12 protein-coding genes are annotated in these 18,070 nt (G+C 43.8%); 8 read left to right on the forward strand and 4 right to left on the reverse strand.

Going from position 1 to position 18,070, the window contains the following annotated elements; translation table 11 throughout:
* Window positions 1-276 precede the first annotated feature (276 nt).
* From FTT89_RS04615 to FTT89_RS04640, 6 genes are all read left to right on the forward strand, one after another.
* Entirely contained in the window at window positions 277-1,542 is a 1,266-nt protein-coding gene (locus FTT89_RS04615; RefSeq protein ID WP_104473752.1) for a glutamate-5-semialdehyde dehydrogenase, read from the forward strand.
* A gap of 115 nt (window positions 1,543-1,657) precedes the next feature.
* Window positions 1,658-2,062 carry a hypothetical protein gene (locus tag FTT89_RS04620; RefSeq protein ID WP_005180148.1) on the forward strand — a complete coding sequence of 135 codons (405 nt, stop codon included), beginning with the start codon at window positions 1,658-1,660 and terminating at the stop codon, window positions 2,060-2,062.
* Between the two features lie 314 nt (window positions 2,063-2,376).
* The gene (locus tag FTT89_RS04625) at window positions 2,377-3,597 is read left to right on the forward strand and encodes an acetate/propionate family kinase (RefSeq protein WP_180006602.1); all 1,221 of its coding nucleotides are present in this window, start codon (window positions 2,377-2,379) and stop codon (window positions 3,595-3,597) included.
* Window positions 3,598-3,647: 50 nt separating this feature from the next.
* Window positions 3,648-5,786, forward strand: a complete 2,139-nt coding sequence (pta, locus tag FTT89_RS04630) for a phosphate acetyltransferase (RefSeq protein WP_168395473.1) — start codon at window positions 3,648-3,650, stop codon at window positions 5,784-5,786.
* A gap of 118 nt (window positions 5,787-5,904) precedes the next feature.
* A complete protein-coding gene (locus tag FTT89_RS04635) occupies window positions 5,905-6,486 on the forward strand; it encodes a hypothetical protein (RefSeq protein WP_005180155.1) in 582 nt (193 codons plus the stop codon).
* Window positions 6,487-7,066: 580 nt separating this feature from the next.
* Entirely contained in the window at window positions 7,067-8,593 is a 1,527-nt protein-coding gene (locus tag FTT89_RS04640) for a fumarate hydratase (RefSeq protein ID WP_005180157.1), read from the forward strand.
* Between the two features lie 71 nt (window positions 8,594-8,664).
* Here FTT89_RS04640 and FTT89_RS04645 read toward each other — a convergent pair whose 3' ends face one another.
* From FTT89_RS04645 to tig, 4 genes are all read right to left on the reverse strand, one after another.
* A complete protein-coding gene (locus FTT89_RS04645) occupies window positions 8,665-9,378 on the reverse strand; it encodes a DUF2846 domain-containing protein (RefSeq protein WP_005180158.1) in 714 nt (237 codons plus the stop codon).
* A gap of 168 nt (window positions 9,379-9,546) precedes the next feature.
* Window positions 9,547-10,857, reverse strand: coding sequence for an ATP-dependent protease ATP-binding subunit ClpX (clpX, locus tag FTT89_RS04650; protein ID WP_075174636.1), 1,311 nt, complete (start codon window positions 10,855-10,857; stop codon window positions 9,547-9,549).
* Window positions 10,858-10,884: 27 nt separating this feature from the next.
* On the reverse strand, window positions 10,885-11,490 hold the full coding sequence (clpP, locus tag FTT89_RS04655; RefSeq protein WP_005180162.1) for an ATP-dependent Clp endopeptidase proteolytic subunit ClpP: 606 nt from the start codon (window positions 11,488-11,490) through the stop codon (window positions 10,885-10,887).
* Window positions 11,491-11,681: 191 nt separating this feature from the next.
* Window positions 11,682-13,013, reverse strand: coding sequence for a trigger factor (gene tig, locus FTT89_RS04660; RefSeq protein ID WP_075167430.1), 1,332 nt, complete (start codon window positions 13,011-13,013; stop codon window positions 11,682-11,684).
* A gap of 245 nt (window positions 13,014-13,258) precedes the next feature.
* Between tig and FTT89_RS04665 the strand changes: the two genes are divergently transcribed.
* Window positions 13,259-15,457 carry a TonB-dependent receptor domain-containing protein gene (locus FTT89_RS04665; RefSeq protein WP_104471602.1) on the forward strand — a complete coding sequence of 733 codons (2,199 nt, stop codon included), beginning with the start codon at window positions 13,259-13,261 and terminating at the stop codon, window positions 15,455-15,457.
* 321 nt (window positions 15,458-15,778) lie between these two features.
* On the forward strand, window positions 15,779-18,013 hold the full coding sequence (locus FTT89_RS04670; protein ID WP_180006600.1) for a catecholate siderophore receptor Fiu: 2,235 nt from the start codon (window positions 15,779-15,781) through the stop codon (window positions 18,011-18,013).
* Window positions 18,014-18,070: the final 57 nt, after the last annotated feature.

Genomic DNA, 18,070 nt, shown 5'->3' on the forward strand with positions numbered 1-18,070 from the left:
ATTGTGCAAGAGATGATTTCTAAAATTGAGCAAAAATCGCATCCTGCTCTTTCATTGTTATTTGTATGACTTCAATGTCCATCGTGTTTCATTCTATACAGGTGTCGTTTTGACACGCAACCTCTTCTGCAACCACTTGTCTGCTTTTAAACAGGAAACAATTTCAAAATGTTTAGCGCTTTTCCGGCTTTCCTGCGGAAAATTCCATCAAACTGCTTCATTGTCCCGACCTAGACTGTTAATATCGAGGAGAAATTTCTAAGTGATCAAACCGCTATGCACGAGTCTATTGAACAATATATGCAAACGGTAGGACAACAAGCGCGCCAAGCTTCCGCAGTTCTGGCAAGTGCTTCTACCCAAACAAAAAACCATGCTTTATCTGCTATTTACACTGCGCTTGAAAACAGTGAAACAGCAATTTTAGCTGCCAACCAGATTGATATGACCAAAGGTCGCAACAACAATCTGGATAGCGCCCTGCTTGATCGCTTAGAACTGACTCCCCCGCGCTTTAAAGGCATGTTACAGGGCCTGAAAGATGTAATTGGCCTGCTTGACCCGATTGGTGAAATTACCGATATGGCCTATCGTCCGTCGGGCATCCAGATTGGTAAAATGCGTGTGCCTTTGGGTGTAGTCGGCATGATTTATGAATCACGTCCGAACGTGACCTTAGAAGCAGCTTCGCTGGCGCTAAAATCAGGCAATGCCATTATTTTACGTGGCGGTTCAGAAGCGCTGGAATCGAATAAAGCCATTGCCGAAGCCATTCAGTACGGTCTGAAAACTGCAGGCTTGCCAGAAACGGCGGTACAGGTCATCAATACCCCAGATCGTGCTGCTGTAGGCCAGTTAATTACCATGTCGGAATATGTCGATGTGATTGTGCCACGTGGCGGTAAAGGCTTAATCGAGCGCATTACCAATGAAGCCCGTATTCCAGTAATTAAGCATCTGGATGGTAACTGTCATGTCTTTGTCGAAGCACAGGCTGACTTGCAAAAAGCCCTACCGATTGCCCTGAATGCCAAAACCCATCGTTATGGCGTCTGTAATGCCATGGAAACCTTGTTGGTGGATGAAGCCATTGCAGATGAGTTTTTACCACGTATTGCCGAGCTGTATGCGGAAAAACAGGTCGAGCTACGTGGCTGCGCCGAAACCCAGCGCATTTTAGGCGACAGCGTTCAAACGGCTACCGAAGACGACTGGTATACCGAATATCTGGGTCCGGTTCTGGCCATTAAAGTGGTGTCGGGTCTGGATGAAGCGATTACCCATATCAATAAATATGGCTCACACCATACCGATGCCATTATTACTGAAAACTTCAGTCTGGCGCGTCAGTTCCTGGCCCGTGTTGATTCCAGTTCAGTGATGATTAACGCCTCTACCCGCTTTGCCGATGGCTTTGAATATGGTTTAGGGGCGGAAATTGGTATTTCTACCGATAAAATCCACACCCGCGGCCCAGTCGGTCTTGAAGGTCTGACCTCGCAAAAATGGGTGGTGTTTGGAGATGGCCAGATTCGCCAATAACTCACTTTTCTAAAGATATGAATGTTCAGCCTTTGCGGAGGCTGAACATTTTTCTGCTGTTTTCCCTGTCTATTCCACCGTACACTGTCTTAAGAATGAGAATAAGAGGTGGACAATGTTCTATTATTTAATTGTGACCACATTTGTTCTGGCACTGCTGGTGTCATTTGTGGTGATGCGTATTTTTTCCAGTTCCATTAACCGTATTCTGGCGCGTATTATTCATGATCCGATTCATGAAGCTTGGGCCAGATATACCAAATTTGCCGGTATGGTGGTTGGGACATCCTCCGGAATCCGGATTTATGACATGGAAAAATACATTACCCCGCTCACCTATAGCGAAAACGACCAGAAAATTATTATTGAACTGACGCAGGAACGCTGGTTTCTGGAAATTTACCGCACCTTAATTGAAACCCTGCAAGGCTTGGCCTGGATGATGCTGGTATTTTTTATGGTGGCGCTATTTGCCTATGTGATTGTGCGCTGGTCGGAAATGAAGTATCAGAAACCTTAAATATGAAGGAATAAGAAATATTTTCAAACAGTTCTGTCAGATGCTTTGATTCAAGGCGTGTTATGGTAAACAGAAGAACAACGCGACTGGACATGACTACTATTTTATTAATAAATGAAATCTATCAACCGATAAATTTTAGTTATTATTTCCGAAAGGGTCGATAGTGCTTAAGTCTAATCTCCTAAAGTCTATCTAGAAGCGATACCCATCCCATGATAAAAATTAGTTATTGATCAAGATTGCACCGTGTTGGAACAGGTGCAGATCAATACGGGATACAAATATTTCAATTAGAATTCGGGTAAAACAACGTGTCTAAATCAGTATTAGTTATTAATTGTGGCTCTTCTTCAATCAAGTTTGCCCTATTGCTTGAAGAACAGAATTTCCGTATTCACGGCTTAGCTGAGAACTTAGGCACAGAAAATGCCCGTATTAAAGGTGTGACTGTCGGCAATGAACCCGTCGATATTCATATTCCTTTTGCAGATCATAAAAAAGCATTAGAAGTAGGTTTAGAGCGTTTGGCGAACTACAAGCCGGATGCCATTGGTCACCGCGTGGTACATGGCGGCAGTCTGACCAAAGCTGAACTGATTACTGACGAAATTATTGAAAAAATTCGCGAAGCAACTCCACTTGCGCCTTTACACAATCCGGCTCACCTGATCGGGATCGAAGCGACTAAACGTTTATTCCCAGATTTGCCACAAGTCGCAGTATTCGACACAGCTTTCCATCAAACCATGCCGGCACATGCTTACCGTTATGCCCTGCCTAAATTCCTGTACACCGATCATAACGTACGTCGTTACGGCTTCCACGGCACCAGCCATGCCTATGTTTCTGAACGTGGTTCAGAACTGGCCGGCAGCCTGAAACAAGGCGGCTGGTTAACAGCGCACCTCGGCAATGGTAGCTCGACCTGTGCCATCTGGAACGGTGAAAGTGTAGATACCTCTATGGGCCTCACCCCACTTGAAGGCCTGGTGATGGGTACCCGTAGTGGTGATGTTGATCCATCTTTACACACTTTCCTGGCCAGCAACCTGGGTTGGGATATCTACAAAATTGACAAGATGCTGAACAGCCAAAGCGGTCTACTCGGTTTATCTGGCCTCTCTAACGATATGCGCACCCTGATTGAAGCCTCTGAACAAGGCAATGAAGATGCAGCTCTGGCCATTGAAGTGTTCTGCTACCGTTTAGCAAAATCTTTAGCAGCATTAAGCTGTGGCTTACCGCGTCTAGATGGCCTGTTCTTCACAGGTGGTATTGGTGAAAACTCGGCTTATATCCGTGAAAAAACCCTGTCTTACTTACCACACTTCGGCTTTAACTTTAGCAAAGAGAAGAATGACAGCCTGAAACGTGGCACCGAAGGTCGTATCGATAACGGTACCGGTCCACAAATCTGGGTGGTTCCAACCGATGAAGAAGGCCGTATCGCCAAAGAAACCAGCGCGGTGGTGGAGTCTGAGTTGGGAGCAACTCCGGCAAAAAAGTCTGAATTAGAAACTGCGATTGCTTAAGCAATCGCAGTTTTACCCTGTTTACTTTTGGCTGATTTGAATAATACCTTATGAAAACAATTCTACTTGTCCCAACTGGAGAAGGTGTTGGTCTAACATCTGCATGTTTAGGTCTGGTGTATGCTTTGGAATGCCAGGGCATTAAACCCGGTTTCGTCAAACCTTTCTCTCAAGAATTACAGCCTGAAAACGAACGGACAACAGCGCTGTTTGAGCATGTCTCTAAAACCAAAACGGTTCAACCCATTCCTTATGCACAGGTGGTGCATCAACTAAGCCATGACCAGCAAGATGAATTGCTGGAAGAAGCGGTTCGCTTACACCGCCAAGTGGCCAAACAGCATGACCTGATTATTGTCGAAGGCCTGTTACCGAATTTCCGTGACAGCTTCGCAGATGACCTGAATGCCCTGCTGGCTCAAGCCCTAGATGCACAGGTAGTGATTGTCAGCGGTGCCGACATCAACAATCCGCTTCGCTCTGCTGAACGAATTGAACACCAGATTCGTAACTTCGGTGGTGCAGAATCGAACCGTTTACGCGGTGTGCTGTTTATGCGTACCAAAGGTTTGCCAGAAGATTCTGCGCAAATTCCTGTGACGATTGATCCAAACCTGCGTTTACTGTCAGATACCAGCAAGTTTGTGGCCAGCATTCAGCAAACTTATAGCTACATTGGCACAGAAAAACTGCCAGTGATTGGTTTGGTACCATTTAGTAATACCCTGAGCGTGCCGCGCCTGTCTGATCTGGCGGCGCATATTTCTGCCCAGTGGATTCATGAAGGCGAAGCCAATACACGCCGTGTGTTACATAGCAGCCTGATTACTTCGAATATCGAGCATGAACTGCACAAGTTTGTGGCCGGTGAACTGATTATTACCGCAGCTGACCGTACCGATGTACTACTGGCCAGCAGTCTGGCAAACAGCAATGGCATTCCTTTAGCAGGCTTAGTCTTAACCGAGCAGCATCAACCGAATGAACAGGCCTTAAATTTCTGTCAAACTGCCATCAAGCAAGGTTTACCAGTATTACATACCCCTTTAACCACCTTTGAAACGGCGCAACAACTCTCGACTTTCGGTAATGAAATTCCGGTCGATGATATTGAACGCGCTGAACAGGTAACCCGTTTTGTGTCCAGCCATATTGATCCGGAATGGTTAAACTCGCTGATTAGCGGTGCGCATAGCCCACGTTTATCGCCTTCTGCCTTCCGTCATGAGCTGGTACAAAAATCAATTGCAGCGAAAAAACGCATTGTTTTACCTGAGGGTGATGAGCCACGTACAGTTCAGGCTGCGGCCATCTGCCAATCGCGTGGTATTGCGCACTGTATCTTGCTGGCCAAACCTGAAGCCGTAGTTGAAGTGGCCAAAGCCCGTGGTATTGAATTGCCGCATGACTTGGAAATTATTGATCCGGACCTGATTCGCGAAAACTATGTCGAGAAAATGGTTGAGCTGCGTAAAGGCAAACTTAACGAATTACAGGCACGCGAACAGCTTCAGGATACGGTAGTTTTAGGTACCATGATGCTGGCACTGGATCAGGTTGATGGCTTAGTTTCTGGTGCAGTACATACCACTGCCAATACCGTACGTCCGGCCTTCCAGCTGATTAAAACCGCACCTGAATATTCACTGGTATCTTCAGTATTCTTTATGCTGCTGCCAGATGAAGTTTATGTGTATGGTGACTGTGCGATTAACCCGGACCCGGATGCAGAACAACTGGCTGAAATTGCCATTCAATCTGCTGACTCGGCCAAAGCCTTTGGTATTGACCCGCGTATTGCCATGATCTCTTACTCAACCGGAACTTCAGGTGCCGGTGCCGATGTAGAAAAAGTAGCGCAAGCGACTGAAATTGCCAGACAGCGCCGTCCAGACCTGCTGATTGATGGCCCGCTGCAATACGATGCTGCATCGGTTGAAAGCGTTGGTCGTTCTAAAGCGCCAAACTCTCAGGTGGCTGGTCGTGCCAATGTGTTTATTTTCCCTGATCTGAACACGGGTAATACCACTTATAAAGCAGTACAACGCTCTGCCAATGTGGTGAGTGTTGGCCCAATGTTGCAAGGTTTGAATAAGCCGGTAAATGACCTGTCACGCGGTGCATTGGTCGATGATATTGTGTTTACCATTGCTCTAACTGCAATTCAGGCTGAACAGCAGTCTGCTTAAACAACTGTTTTTAACAAGCTCCGCTTCACCCACCCTGTCGAAAGATAGGGTGGTTTTTTAATTTAGACCAGACGTATCAAATACATCTCATTTTCTGTATAGGTTAGGTGGTAATCACATGCCTTTAACATTAAAAAATAACAACGAAGTTTTTAAACAGATCTTTGAAATCGCCAATCAATTTGACAAAGAGCAAGAAAATTATCTCATTGCGTATTCCCATTTTTTAAATTATTTCAAAAAAACAGATGTACTCACCCTGGATGACATTGTTATCGGCATCAGCTTTACCTATTCGTGGATGCCGACTATTTTGAAAAAAATTGATTTAACTGCAGCAGATGATCTGATCAAAATATTTAACAAAGCAAAACAAGGTCATCAATTAACAGTACCAGAACTTCAAACACTCAAAAGTGCATTCAATAACTCTCTTGTCGGTGTATCTAAATTGTTGCACTTTATTCATCCTGAACACTATGCGATTTGGGATAGCCGTGTATTTAGATTCTTAAGCGGCAACGAACCCCATAACTTCGCATTTAAACGTCCTGAAACTTATCTGGAATATCTAACGCTTCTGGACGAATTAAAAAATGAGGCGGTTTTTGAAAGTTTTTATCGTTTAATGCAAGACAAAGTGGGGTATCAGATTTCAGCATATCGAGCTTTAGAACTTGCCTTCTTTAAAGGAGGATAAAGCAAAGCTATAAACAAATTTTGAGAATTGAGAATTGAGAATTGAGAATTGAGAATTGAGAATTGAGAATTGAGAATTGAGAATTGAGAATTGAGAATTGAGAATTGAGAATTGAGAATTGAGAAAAATATTATTTTTATCAGCCTAAAATGAAAAAAGAAGATAAAGCTTAAGCTTGATCTTCTTTTTGGCCATACATCCAAGTTGCAGCGATATATACACAAAAGCCCGCAACCATCAAAATACCTGTTGTCATCTTTAAGGTCTCATTTTTGGATGTGACAATTATGCGAAAGTTTTATGACAGTTATATGACAAAACCGAAATATTTAAATTTTATTAAATAATTAAAATTCAACAACTTAATGAAATTTCATCTAAACTTAAGCTGTAATATGACATTAATTTCAGCTCAAATATGACAAAACCGCCCGCCAAATACAGTAAAAATCACCCAAAATCCTGTGTAAAAGCACCACTATAAACTTTCGGCCAATCCACTTCTAAAACGCCCACAATGCCGTCATTTTGTCTTATAATTTAGCCCGCTAGCTATCAGCCCGCTCAAGAGAATTTTGATATGACAACTATTATCAAGCAAGATGACTTGATCACATCGGTTAAAGATGCGCTTCAGTTCATTTCTTACTATCACCCACAAGATTTCATCCAAGCGATGAGCCGTGCGTATGACCGTGAAGAAAACAAAGCTGCAAAAGATGCGATTGCACAAATCTTAATTAACTCTCGTATGTGTGCAGAGGGTCACCGCCCAATCTGTCAAGATACCGGTATCGTCAACGTATTCGTTGAAGTGGGCATGGATGTTAAATTTGATTTAACAATGAGCTTAGACGACGCAATTAACGAAGGTGTACGCCAAGGTTACTTAGAAAATTCGAACGTCCTGCGTGCATCTGTACTTGCTGACCCTGCATTTGGTCGTAAGAACACCAAAGACAACACCCCTGCGGTGATCTACCACAAACTGGTTCCAGGCAATAAAGTCGACATTACTGTTGCAGCCAAAGGTGGCGGTTCAGAAAACAAATCTAAACTAGCAATGCTTAACCCATCCGACTCTATCGTAGATTGGGTACTGAAAACTGTTCCAACCATGGGTGCAGGCTGGTGTCCACCAGGTATGCTCGGTATCGGGATCGGTGGTACTGCTGAAAAAGCCATGATGCTTGCCAAAGAAGCACTCATGGAAGAGATCAACATGGACGAACTGCTTCGTCGTGGTCCACAAAATAAACTTGAAGAACTTCGTATTGAAATCTTCGAAAAAGTAAACGCACTCGGTATTGGTGCACAAGGTCTGGGCGGTTTAACCACTGTACTTGACATCAAGATTAAAGATTACCCTTGCCACGCTGCGGGCAAACCAGTCGGTATGATTCCGAACTGTGCTGCAACACGTCACGCACACTTCACTTTAGATGGTTCAGGCGTTGCCCATATTCAGGCACCACGTCTTGAAGATTATCCTGAAGTCACTTGGGACTCATCTTCTTCTAAACGTGTTGACCTCGACAACATCACCCAAGAAGAAATGAACTCTTGGCAACCAGGTGATACGCTGCTGCTGAACGGTACCATCTATACCGGCCGTGATGCTGCACACAAACGTATGGTTGACATGCTCAACAACGGTGAAGAATTACCGGTTGATTTGAAAGGCAAGTTCATCTATTACGTAGGCCCTGTTGATCCAGTCGGTGATGAAGTGGTTGGCCCTGCAGGTCCGACAACAGCGACTCGTATGGACAAATTCACACGTCAAGTACTAGAAGCGACTGGCCTTTACGGCATGATTGGTAAAGCAGACCGTGGTCCTGCAGCCATTGAAGCGATTAAAGACAACAAAGCAACTTACCTAATGGCTGTGGGCGGTGCTGCGTACCTGGTATCTAAAGCAATCCGTGAAGCTGAAGTGGTTGCTTTTGAAGACTTGGGTATGGAAGCGATCTACAAGTTTGTAGTAAAAGACATGCCGGTATCTGTCGCAGTTGACGTAAACGGTACTTCTGTACACGCGACTGCGCCAAAAATCTGGCAAGCTAAAATTGGCAAGATTCCAGTGGTTGATGCCGCTGCTGGCTAATTAACGCTGTTGAAGCGATTAAAAAAGCACCCAAATCTGGGTGCTTTTTTATTTCTCAATATCAAGCATTTTTACCAGGTGCGTGGGTCCCACAATTTAAATGGCTTGGTCAACTGCACATCGCTGGCCGGGTCATAATCAGCATGTTTGATTTTTTGTGCCTTGGAGCGAATTTTACCGGTACTCTGGTCTTCAGCCACAAAGTTATAACTGTGCGATTTCAATTGAGTAAAAGCAATTTCATTGAGGCCTACTGTTTCCGGCATCATAATTAAGGGGCCAGAAACCGTGCGGCGGGTACTGCTATTTTCTTCATCATATTTAATAAAATAGGACTTGCCTGCTTCAACGGAAAAATCCAGATACTTTGGCTTTTGAAAATGTTGCACACCTAGAGGACGACTGGTAGATAAACGGTAATCCCCGGCTGGCAATTCAATCCAGTAATAATGATTATGCAGCAGGCTTGGAATGCGTTCGCTATTGATAAATAGGCTGGAGGCTACAATTTCCTGACGGTTCCAGCGTGAATCCGGACGATATAAATACACCACGGCGGCCTGATCATGCTGCGGCTGAATGGCCTGAAAGCGCTGGCCCAATTTCTGATTGACCCAACCGCCAATGGTAAACATGCCAAAACGGTACTGTTCCAGCAAACTAGGCTTTTCGTTCTGATCAATAGCTTTTAACGTAGAGGTGGGCGGCAGCTGCGCCTCGGTTGACGACTTCCCATGACAGCCAGCCAATGCGACAGCCAGAAATACGATTGATATAGCACGCATGAACATCCCTCATTCCTTCGTTTTTATTTTTACACTTAACACTTTTTCAATATTTTTATTGGGTTTGGCATCCAGGCCCTGATGCAGAGATTAGCACTCTGTCTTGTTTTTTCAAATAAAAAACGTGCGAAAACCGTTGATTTCCGCACGTTTCTGACGAATAGCGTCTTAAGCCGTTTTTGAATTCACGACTTTTAAATCGGCTTTCGGCTGTTCTACCGCAGCTTCTTTACTTTGACGTTCCGGTTTTAATTCTGGCTTGGCCTGACCATTAATCACTGCCTCCGTGATAATAACCGTGCCTACATCACTACGACTTGGCAAGTCATACATGATTTCAAGCAAGGCATTTTCCAGAATTGAACGCAGACCACGCGCACCTGTATTACGCTCCAAGGCTTTTTTCGCCACTGCACGTAATGCGGCATCATCAAAGATCAGGTCGACATTTTCCATCTCGAACAGATATTCGTATTGACGCGTCAAGGCATTCTTCGGCTCGGTCAGAATCTGCATTAATGCATCTTCATCCAGCTCATCCAGCGTTGCAATAACTGGCAAACGGCCAATAAATTCCGGAATTAAACCGAATTTCACCAAATCTGTTGCTTCAACCTGACGGAACAGTTCAGACAGTTTTTTGCTTTCATCCTTGTTACGTACTTCAGCGGTAAAGCCAATACCACCTTTTTCCTGACGTTGCTGCACAATTTTCTCTAGACCCGAGAATGCACCACCACAGATAAACAGGATGTTTGAAGTATCAATCTGGATAAATTCCTGCTGCGGATGCTTGCGGCCACCCTGCGGCGGAATAGACGCCACTGTGCCTTCAATCATTTTCAGCAAGGCCTGCTGCACACCTTCACCCGATACATCACGGGTAATCGACGGGTTTTCAGACTTACGGGTAATCTTGTCGATTTCATCGATATAGATAATGCCTTTTTGCGCCTTTTCGACATCATAATCGGCTTTTTGCAGCAGCTTCTGCACGATGTTTTCAACATCTTCACCCACATAACCGGCTTCGGTTAAGGTGGTGGCATCGGCCATGGCAAATGGAACATCCAGCAAACGCGCTAAGGTCTGTGCCAATAAGGTTTTACCCGAACCGGTTGGACCCACCAGCAGGATATTACTTTTGGCAATTTCGACTGCATCATTGGTTTTCTGACCGTTATGCGTCACTTTCAGACGCTTATAGTGGTTGTAAACTGCCACTGATAAAGTCTTTTTCGCCAGGTCCTGACCAATCACATACTGATCCAGTGCAGCGCGAATTTCATGCGGTTTTGGCAACGGACGGGCGGCCCAGTCACTCGACTCAACTTGTTGACTGGTCTGAACCAGATCCAGGCATACGTCCACACATTCATTACAGATATATGCGTCCTCGCCTGCAATCAGCTTCCCGACTTCAGACTGCGTTTTACCGCAAAATGAACAATGTTTTTGTCCTTGAGGATGTTCGGACATATTCTCTCCAATTTAAATCTTTAAAACTTATGGACGCTTAGATAACACTTCGTCCACTAAACCGTATTCTTTGGCCTGCTGTGCAGTCATAAAGTTATCACGGTCGGTATCTTTGGCCACTTTTTCATAGTCCTGGCCACTGTGCTCTGCCATTAAACGGTTCAAGCGCTCTTTAATGAACAGGATCTCACGCGCATGAATTTCAATATCAGAAGCCTGACCACGGAAACCGCCTAAAGGTTGGTGAATCATGACCCGGGCATTTTCCAGGCAGTAACGTTTGCCTTTGGCACCGGCATTCAGCAGGAATGCACCCATGGACGCTGCCTGACCCATACAGTAAGTCACCACATCTGGCTTGATAAACTGCATGGTGTCATAAATCGCCATACCGGCAGTAACTGAGCCGCCTGGCGAGTTAATGTATAAATGAATATCCTTATCTGGGTTCTCTGCTTCTAAAAACAACATTTGCGCCACAATCAAGTTGGCCATGTTGTCTTCAACCTCACCCGTTAAAAAAATCACCCGTTCACGCAAAAGACGTGAATAAATATCAAAAGAACGCTCACCACGAGATGATTGCTCAACGACTACTGGAACCAATGCGTTATCAATTGATGGAACATACATACGTTTATTTATTCCTAAATTCTTGTGAGTTCACCCATGATCACAATATGAGGGATAATCATCTAAATTGCAAAATATTCACCCACAATTCATGGATATTTTTTGCATAAGCTTTGTAAACTTTAAAACCATCCAAGTTTTTATATTATATAAAAAAGGCGCCTTAGGCGCCTTTTTTACTTCAGCTGAAATTAGCCTTGTTGACGAGCTTGTTGCTCTTTCAATAAGTCTTCGTAGCTGACTTGTTTGTCAGTCACTTTTGCAGCTGCAAGAATGTGATCAACCACCTGGTCTTCTAACACAACTGCTTCAATTTGAGCACGTTGCTGTTTGTCATTTTTGAAGTATTCAATTACTTCGTTTGGATCTTCATAAGAAGATGCCATGTCTTCGATGTAAGCATCAACACGTGCAGCATCCACTTCAAGTTTCGCGTCTGCTAAAACTTTGCTCACCAATACGCCAAGTTTTACAGATTTTTCAGCTTGTTCTTTGAACAGTTCGTCTGGAAGCATGCTTGAGTCAAATGCTTTCGCACCTTGCGCACCAAACTGCTGCGTGAACTGTTGGATCATTTGTTGACGTTGACGGTCAATTTCTTGCTTAACCATAGATTCTGGAACTTCGATTTCGTTCGCAGCAACCAGCGCATCAAACGTTGCACCTTTCACCTGGTTACGAAGACCGTTTTTCACTTCACGTTCCATGTTTTTACGAACGTCAGCTTTTAACTTTTCAACGCCTTCTTCTTCAGTTAAACCGAAGATTTTTAAGAATTCAGCATCAACTTCTGGAAGCTTTTGTTTTTCAACCAGTTTTACATTGATTTTGAACTGAGCTGCTTTACCTGCCAGCTGTTCAGCTTGGTAGTCTTCCGGGAAAGTTACATCAATAACTTTCTCTTCACCTTTTTTCATGCCCACGATGCCGTCTTCAAAGCCCGGGATCATACGGCCAGAACCTAATACCAGTTTGAAGTCTTCAGCAGAACCGCCTTCAAATTTCTCGCCATCTACTGTGCCTTCGAAATCAAAAGTCACTTGCATGTCTTTTTTCGCCATGCCTTTGGTTTCAGCCCAAGTTGCACGCTGTTTTTGCAGATTTTCGATCATTTGATCTACATCTTTGTCGCTAACTTCAGATGCTTTACGCTCAACTTCTAGACCTTCGAATTTCACTTCAACTTCTGGATAAACTTCAACAGTCGCTTCATATACTAAAGCGTCGTCTTTCATTTCAGTTTTTTCAATATTTGGCATACCAACAGCATTGATTTTTTCTTGTTGGATTGCTTCAAATACGGTGTCACGAATGATGTCGTTGACAACTTCTTGATAGATACCCGCGCCATATTCACGACGTACAACGTTTACAGGCACTTTACCTGGACGGAAGCCGTTAATCTTCGCAGTTTTAGCTGTGCGTTTTAAGCGAGCTTCGAACTGCTCGTTAATACGGCTCGTCGGTACAGATACATTTAAACGACGGGCAACGCCCGAAACCGCTTCAGAAGTTACTTGCATGGCTTCCTCGATATTTAGTAATAACAGTTTTTAAAAAAGTGCCATATTATATGACAACATTTAAAGATATACAAAATAACAAGCGATCAGAACAATTTTTCGGCTTAAATTCTTCATATTCCCTTCGCTATTTTTATCTATTGTCTAATATTTGTTGCAAATGATAAGTACTATCATTAATATTCAATGGTTTTTAACTCATATTTTTAACTATTCTTCTTATATCCCAATACTGGAATTCGGTTATGCGCACCTTTAACCTTCGCCCGCTTTCGCTCGCGATTCTTGGAATTTCTGCTAGTTCCGCATTTGCAAATACAACCACTGAAACTACAGCTGACCCGACACATCAATTATCCACGATTGTGGTTTCTGCGGCAGGTTTTGAACAAGATATTAAAAATGCACCTGCTTCTATTAGCGTGGTCACAAAAGAAGATATTGAAAAGAAAAATGCCACCAGTATTGCTGATTTGTTAGTTGATGTACCTGGTATTGATATTCGTGATGGTGTAGGCAAAACCTCCGGCTTAAATATTAAAATGCGCGGTTTAGGTAACGAATATTCTTTGATTTTAATTGATGGACGTCGCCAAACCACCTCTTCTGATGTTGCGCCTAATGGTTTTGGTGAATCATCAAATGGTTACTTACCGCCTCTTTCATCAATTGAACGTATTGAGGTCATCCGTGGACCAATGGCAACCCGCTATGGCTCAGAAGCGATGGGTGGTGTAATCAACATCATCACCAAAAAAGTCAGTAATGAATGGAATGGCAATGTCACGGTTAGTGGCAATGCAATGGAACATAATGGTGAAGCTGATTCCTGGAAAACTAGCGTTGTTGTTAATGGTCCGATTATCAATGATCGACTTGGTATGCAACTACGTGGCTCATATTTAGACCGTCAACGTTCAGAGCGAGTACCTGGCTCAACAGGTCGTGATCCACGCCCAAGTAAAGCAGACAATTATGATGCAGGTGCTAAGCTTACTTACCAGTTAAATGATACAAATACTTTATGGATAGACGGCTTCCATTCCAGTCAAAAATATAAAAATGAAGACAACCGTTTAGGTAATATTGATAAACCTAACAAAGCAAATGGCTATAAAGATGAATTAGAGTTTAACCGTACACAAGTTTCTGTAGGACATGATGGTGACTATAGTTTTGGTCAATGGAAAACTTATGTTAGCCATACTGAAACAGAAACTATAGGCCGTACGATTCCTAATGGCACCTTCCCAAACAATGCATATGAAGGCCAAGATCGTACTTTAGAAAATACAGACTTAGTTGTTGACTCACACATTGTCATGCCTTTGGCAAATCACACCGTGACTGCAGGTGCTGAATATAAAGATGCAACAGTTGCTGATGATATTGCAGGTATTGGCCAAGAATTCTCTAAAGATTCCTGGTCGTTATACGCAGAAGATGAGTGGGCATTACGAGATAATCTCCGTTTTACCTTTGGGGGACGTTACGAAGATCACTCAGGTTTTGGTGGACAATTTAGTCCACGTGCTTACTTAGTTTGGAACACCAACGATATCTTCACTGTGAAAGGTGGTGTGAGTACAGGTTATAAAGTTCCATCTCCAAAAGCTTTACATGACGGAATTATTAACTACAGCGGACAAGGTGAAACTCCGACTTTAGGCAACTCAAACTTAAAGCCTGAAACTTCGATTAACTATGAATTAGGTTTTAATTTCCAACCTAGTGATCAATTAAATCTAACTGCAACAGCTTTCTTTAACCAAATTGAAGACAAAATTATATCTTCACGATTCAACTGCCCGGCCTCTCCTGAATGTGCCAATTTAGCTACAGGTGTGACCGAATACACACAAAGTGCCAATGCAGATGAAGCTGAAACAAAGGGTTTAGAAGTTAGCCTAAATTATTCAATATTGCCAGAATGGGATATTAAAACAGCCTATACGCTGATGGAAACTGAGATCACCAAAGGTAAAAATAAAGGCGCTTACTTCAGCAACGTACCAAAACACGCGCTGAATACGACCTCGACTTGGCATATTAACCCTGCTTTAGATATCTGGTTACAACACGAATATCGTTCAAGTAAAGACCGATTCCAGACCCAACCCAAAACACCAGCATCTGGACTTGGTTCTTCAGACTATCAAGAGTCTTTGATTTTTGGAGATAAATTTGCAGGCTATAACGTGTTTAACTTAGGTGCAAGTTATACAGTGAATGATCAGATCCGAATTAATATGGCGGTAAATAACTTATTAGACAAAGATTTTACTGAAGACAATCAAACCTACCAATATGATTCAACTGATAAGAACGGTAATCCAATTATCGCCAGCGCAACTGCTTACAAATACTTAGACATTGCCTCTGGTATGTCTGGTACTTACCTCCCAGGCCGCAACTACTGGTTATCTATCTCTTATGACTTCTAATCCAGATTTCACATAAGAACCCAAAACCCTGCCCCGGCAGGGTTTTTTAATTCTTAAAACCGATCAAATTAAATCAAAAATACGATTATTCAAATATTCTTATTGATTTATTTCATTAAATGCGAGCAATCCATAAATATTTTCTTGATTGTTTAGCTTGTTTTAACCAATTTCCATATTGTTACTGAGAATTATTATCACTAAAATTCGCATTACTTATTGAACGCATACAATAAGTCCATCATTACTCTGCATTTGAACTGCGCACTCAAATCATTGTGGTAAGGGAATTTTGTCATTCATATCAGGAAATACACCACCATGGCACAGATTAAGAGCCGTAAACATCAACGCACTGCATCATTCGTTGCCCTTGCAGCCACCCTGCCGCTCATGGCACATGCAACCACAGCAACCGAAGAAGTCACCCAGCTTCCTGAAATCACGGTGAAATCTCAGGCTGAAAATAAATATAAAACCACTCAGCTCAGCTCCGCGAAACAGACCCAGCCACTGGTCGATACCCCACAAACAGTTTCTGTTATTAATCAAACCTTATTAAAAGAACAAGGCGCGACGTCACTGGTTGAAGCGCTACGCAATACCCCGGGCATTACCTTACAAATGGGTGAAAATGGTAATACCAGCGCCGGCGATACCTTCCAGATGCGTGGTTTCTCTACCCAAACCTCTACCTATGTCGATGGTATCCGTGATTTGGGCGCAGTCAGCCGCGATGTATTTAACCTGGAACAGGTTGAAGTCGTGAAAGGCCCGGCCGGTGCCGAAGCCGGTCGGGGTTCAGCATCCGGTTATATCAACCTGGTCAGCAAACTGCCGCATCTGCAAAACAGTAGCGAAGTCTCTGCCAGCTACAACACCGCAGAAAATGCCCGCCTCTCGGCCGATATCAACCAGGCCATCAATGACAATACCGCTTTTCGTCTCAATGTCATGGGACAAGAAGGCGGCGTGCAAGGCCGTGATGTGCTCGAAAACAACAGCTATGCCATTGCCCCATCTGTTGCCTTTGGCCTGAACACCCCGACCCGCCTGTATTTATATTCACAACACGTCCGTCAGCGTAATATTCCAGACGGCGGTATTCCAACCATTGGTATGGAAGGCTTCTGGAATGCCAATCCGGATATTGCCCAAGCTGGCAAGGTTAATCGTGAAAACTATTATGGCCATGTAAATGACTACGAAGATGTCGATGCCGACATATTCACCGCAAAAATTGAAAGTGATCTGGCAGATAATCTGAAACTGACCAATATCACCCGTTTGGGCAAAACCCAGATGAACCGAGTCCTGACCGGGATTAACACCATTTCTGCACATGATTCGACCAATCCAGCCGACTGGACCATCAGCCGTTCACGTCAGGGCGTCGATCAGGAAAATAAAATTCTGGCCAACCAGACCACTTTAAATCTGAACCTGAAAACCGGTGCCATTGAACATGATGTGGTGGCTGGTCTGGAATTTTTAAAAGAGCAGCAATACACCCGCAATCTGGCCACCCAAATGCCGGATGAACCAACAGCATCCACCACTGAAGCCAACCTGTATAACCCAAACCCCAATGATCCAATGGCCGACCTGATCTATAACGGTGCTTATAGCGATGGTGAAACCCAGACGGCTGCGGCTTATCTGTTTGATACCTTAAAGTTTGGCGAACGCTTCCAGTTAAACGGTGGAGTACGGGTAGATTATTACGAAACTGACTATCAAGGCCTGTCCTTACCTCGCGGCACAAATGCCCTTGTAGCTTCAGATATCAGTGCACATGACACCCTGCTGAGCTGGAAACTTGGCGGTCTGTACAAACCAACTGCTTACAGCAGCGTTTATGCTTCTTATGGCAAATCCTTAACCCCACCGGGCAGCACCAACTTTGTGATGTCTGAGTCGGGCATTAACAGTGCAGCGGCAGAACCACAAGAAACCCATCATTATGAACTGGGTACCAAATGGGATCTGCTTGATGGTCGTCTAGCCCTCAATGCCGCAGTCTATCGCACGGAAAATGAAAACCAGTTTACCCAGGATGCGATTACCCAGGAATCCATCCAGGAAGGTAAAACTATTGTCGATGGGGTTGAGCTGAGTGCAGTCGGCCAGATTACCGATGCCTGGAATATTTCTGCCGGTGTGGCGCATATGAAAACCAAACAGGAAGATCAGCAAAGTTTCCGTGACAATGTCATGACCCGTACCGATAGCGTGCGCTGGTCACCGGAATGGACCGCCTCATTATGGACCACCTATGACATTGCCGGCTTTAAACTGGGTCTGGGTGCACGTTATGTCGATGAGCAAAAACGTGTCGTCACCGACAGTACTGCTCCAGCCAATATGCCAAGCATTCCAAGCTATGTGGTGTTTGATGCCATGGCCGGTTATCAATTCAATGAAAATGCCTCACTGAACCTGAATGTCTATAACCTGGCAGATGAAGAATACATCAGCACCTTGAACAACGGCGGTTCGCGTATGACGCTTGGTCAGGAGCGCAGTGCCAGCCTGACCTTTAACTATAAGTTCTAAGTTTTATTTTGTTCTGTTGAAGCAGCATTTATCTGAAATGCTGCTTCATTTTTTATT

The sequence above is a fragment of the Acinetobacter sp. YH01025 genome, from assembly GCF_013420185.1.
Lineage (GTDB): Bacteria > Pseudomonadota > Gammaproteobacteria > Pseudomonadales > Moraxellaceae > Acinetobacter > Acinetobacter indicus.

Coding starts and splice junctions, on each gene's coding strand:
- FTT89_RS04615 (WP_104473752.1), top strand. CDS start 277: ATGCACGAGTCTATTGAACAATATATGCAAACGGTAGGACAACAAGCG.
- FTT89_RS04620 (WP_005180148.1), top strand. CDS start 1,658: ATGTTCTATTATTTAATTGTGACCACATTTGTTCTGGCACTGCTGGTG.
- pta (WP_168395473.1), top strand. CDS start 3,648: ATGAAAACAATTCTACTTGTCCCAACTGGAGAAGGTGTTGGTCTAACA.
- FTT89_RS04635 (WP_005180155.1), top strand. CDS start 5,905: ATGCCTTTAACATTAAAAAATAACAACGAAGTTTTTAAACAGATCTTT.
- FTT89_RS04640 (WP_005180157.1), top strand. CDS start 7,067: ATGACAACTATTATCAAGCAAGATGACTTGATCACATCGGTTAAAGAT.
- FTT89_RS04645 (WP_005180158.1), bottom strand. CDS start 9,378: ATGCGTGCTATATCAATCGTATTTCTGGCTGTCGCATTGGCTGGCTGT.
- clpX (WP_075174636.1), bottom strand. CDS start 10,857: ATGTCCGAACATCCTCAAGGACAAAAACATTGTTCATTTTGCGGTAAA.
- clpP (WP_005180162.1), bottom strand. CDS start 11,490: ATGTATGTTCCATCAATTGATAACGCATTGGTTCCAGTAGTCGTTGAG.
- tig (WP_075167430.1), bottom strand. CDS start 13,013: ATGCAAGTAACTTCTGAAGCGGTTTCGGGCGTTGCCCGTCGTTTAAAT.
- FTT89_RS04665 (WP_104471602.1), top strand. CDS start 13,259: ATGCGCACCTTTAACCTTCGCCCGCTTTCGCTCGCGATTCTTGGAATT.
- FTT89_RS04670 (WP_180006600.1), top strand. CDS start 15,779: ATGGCACAGATTAAGAGCCGTAAACATCAACGCACTGCATCATTCGTT.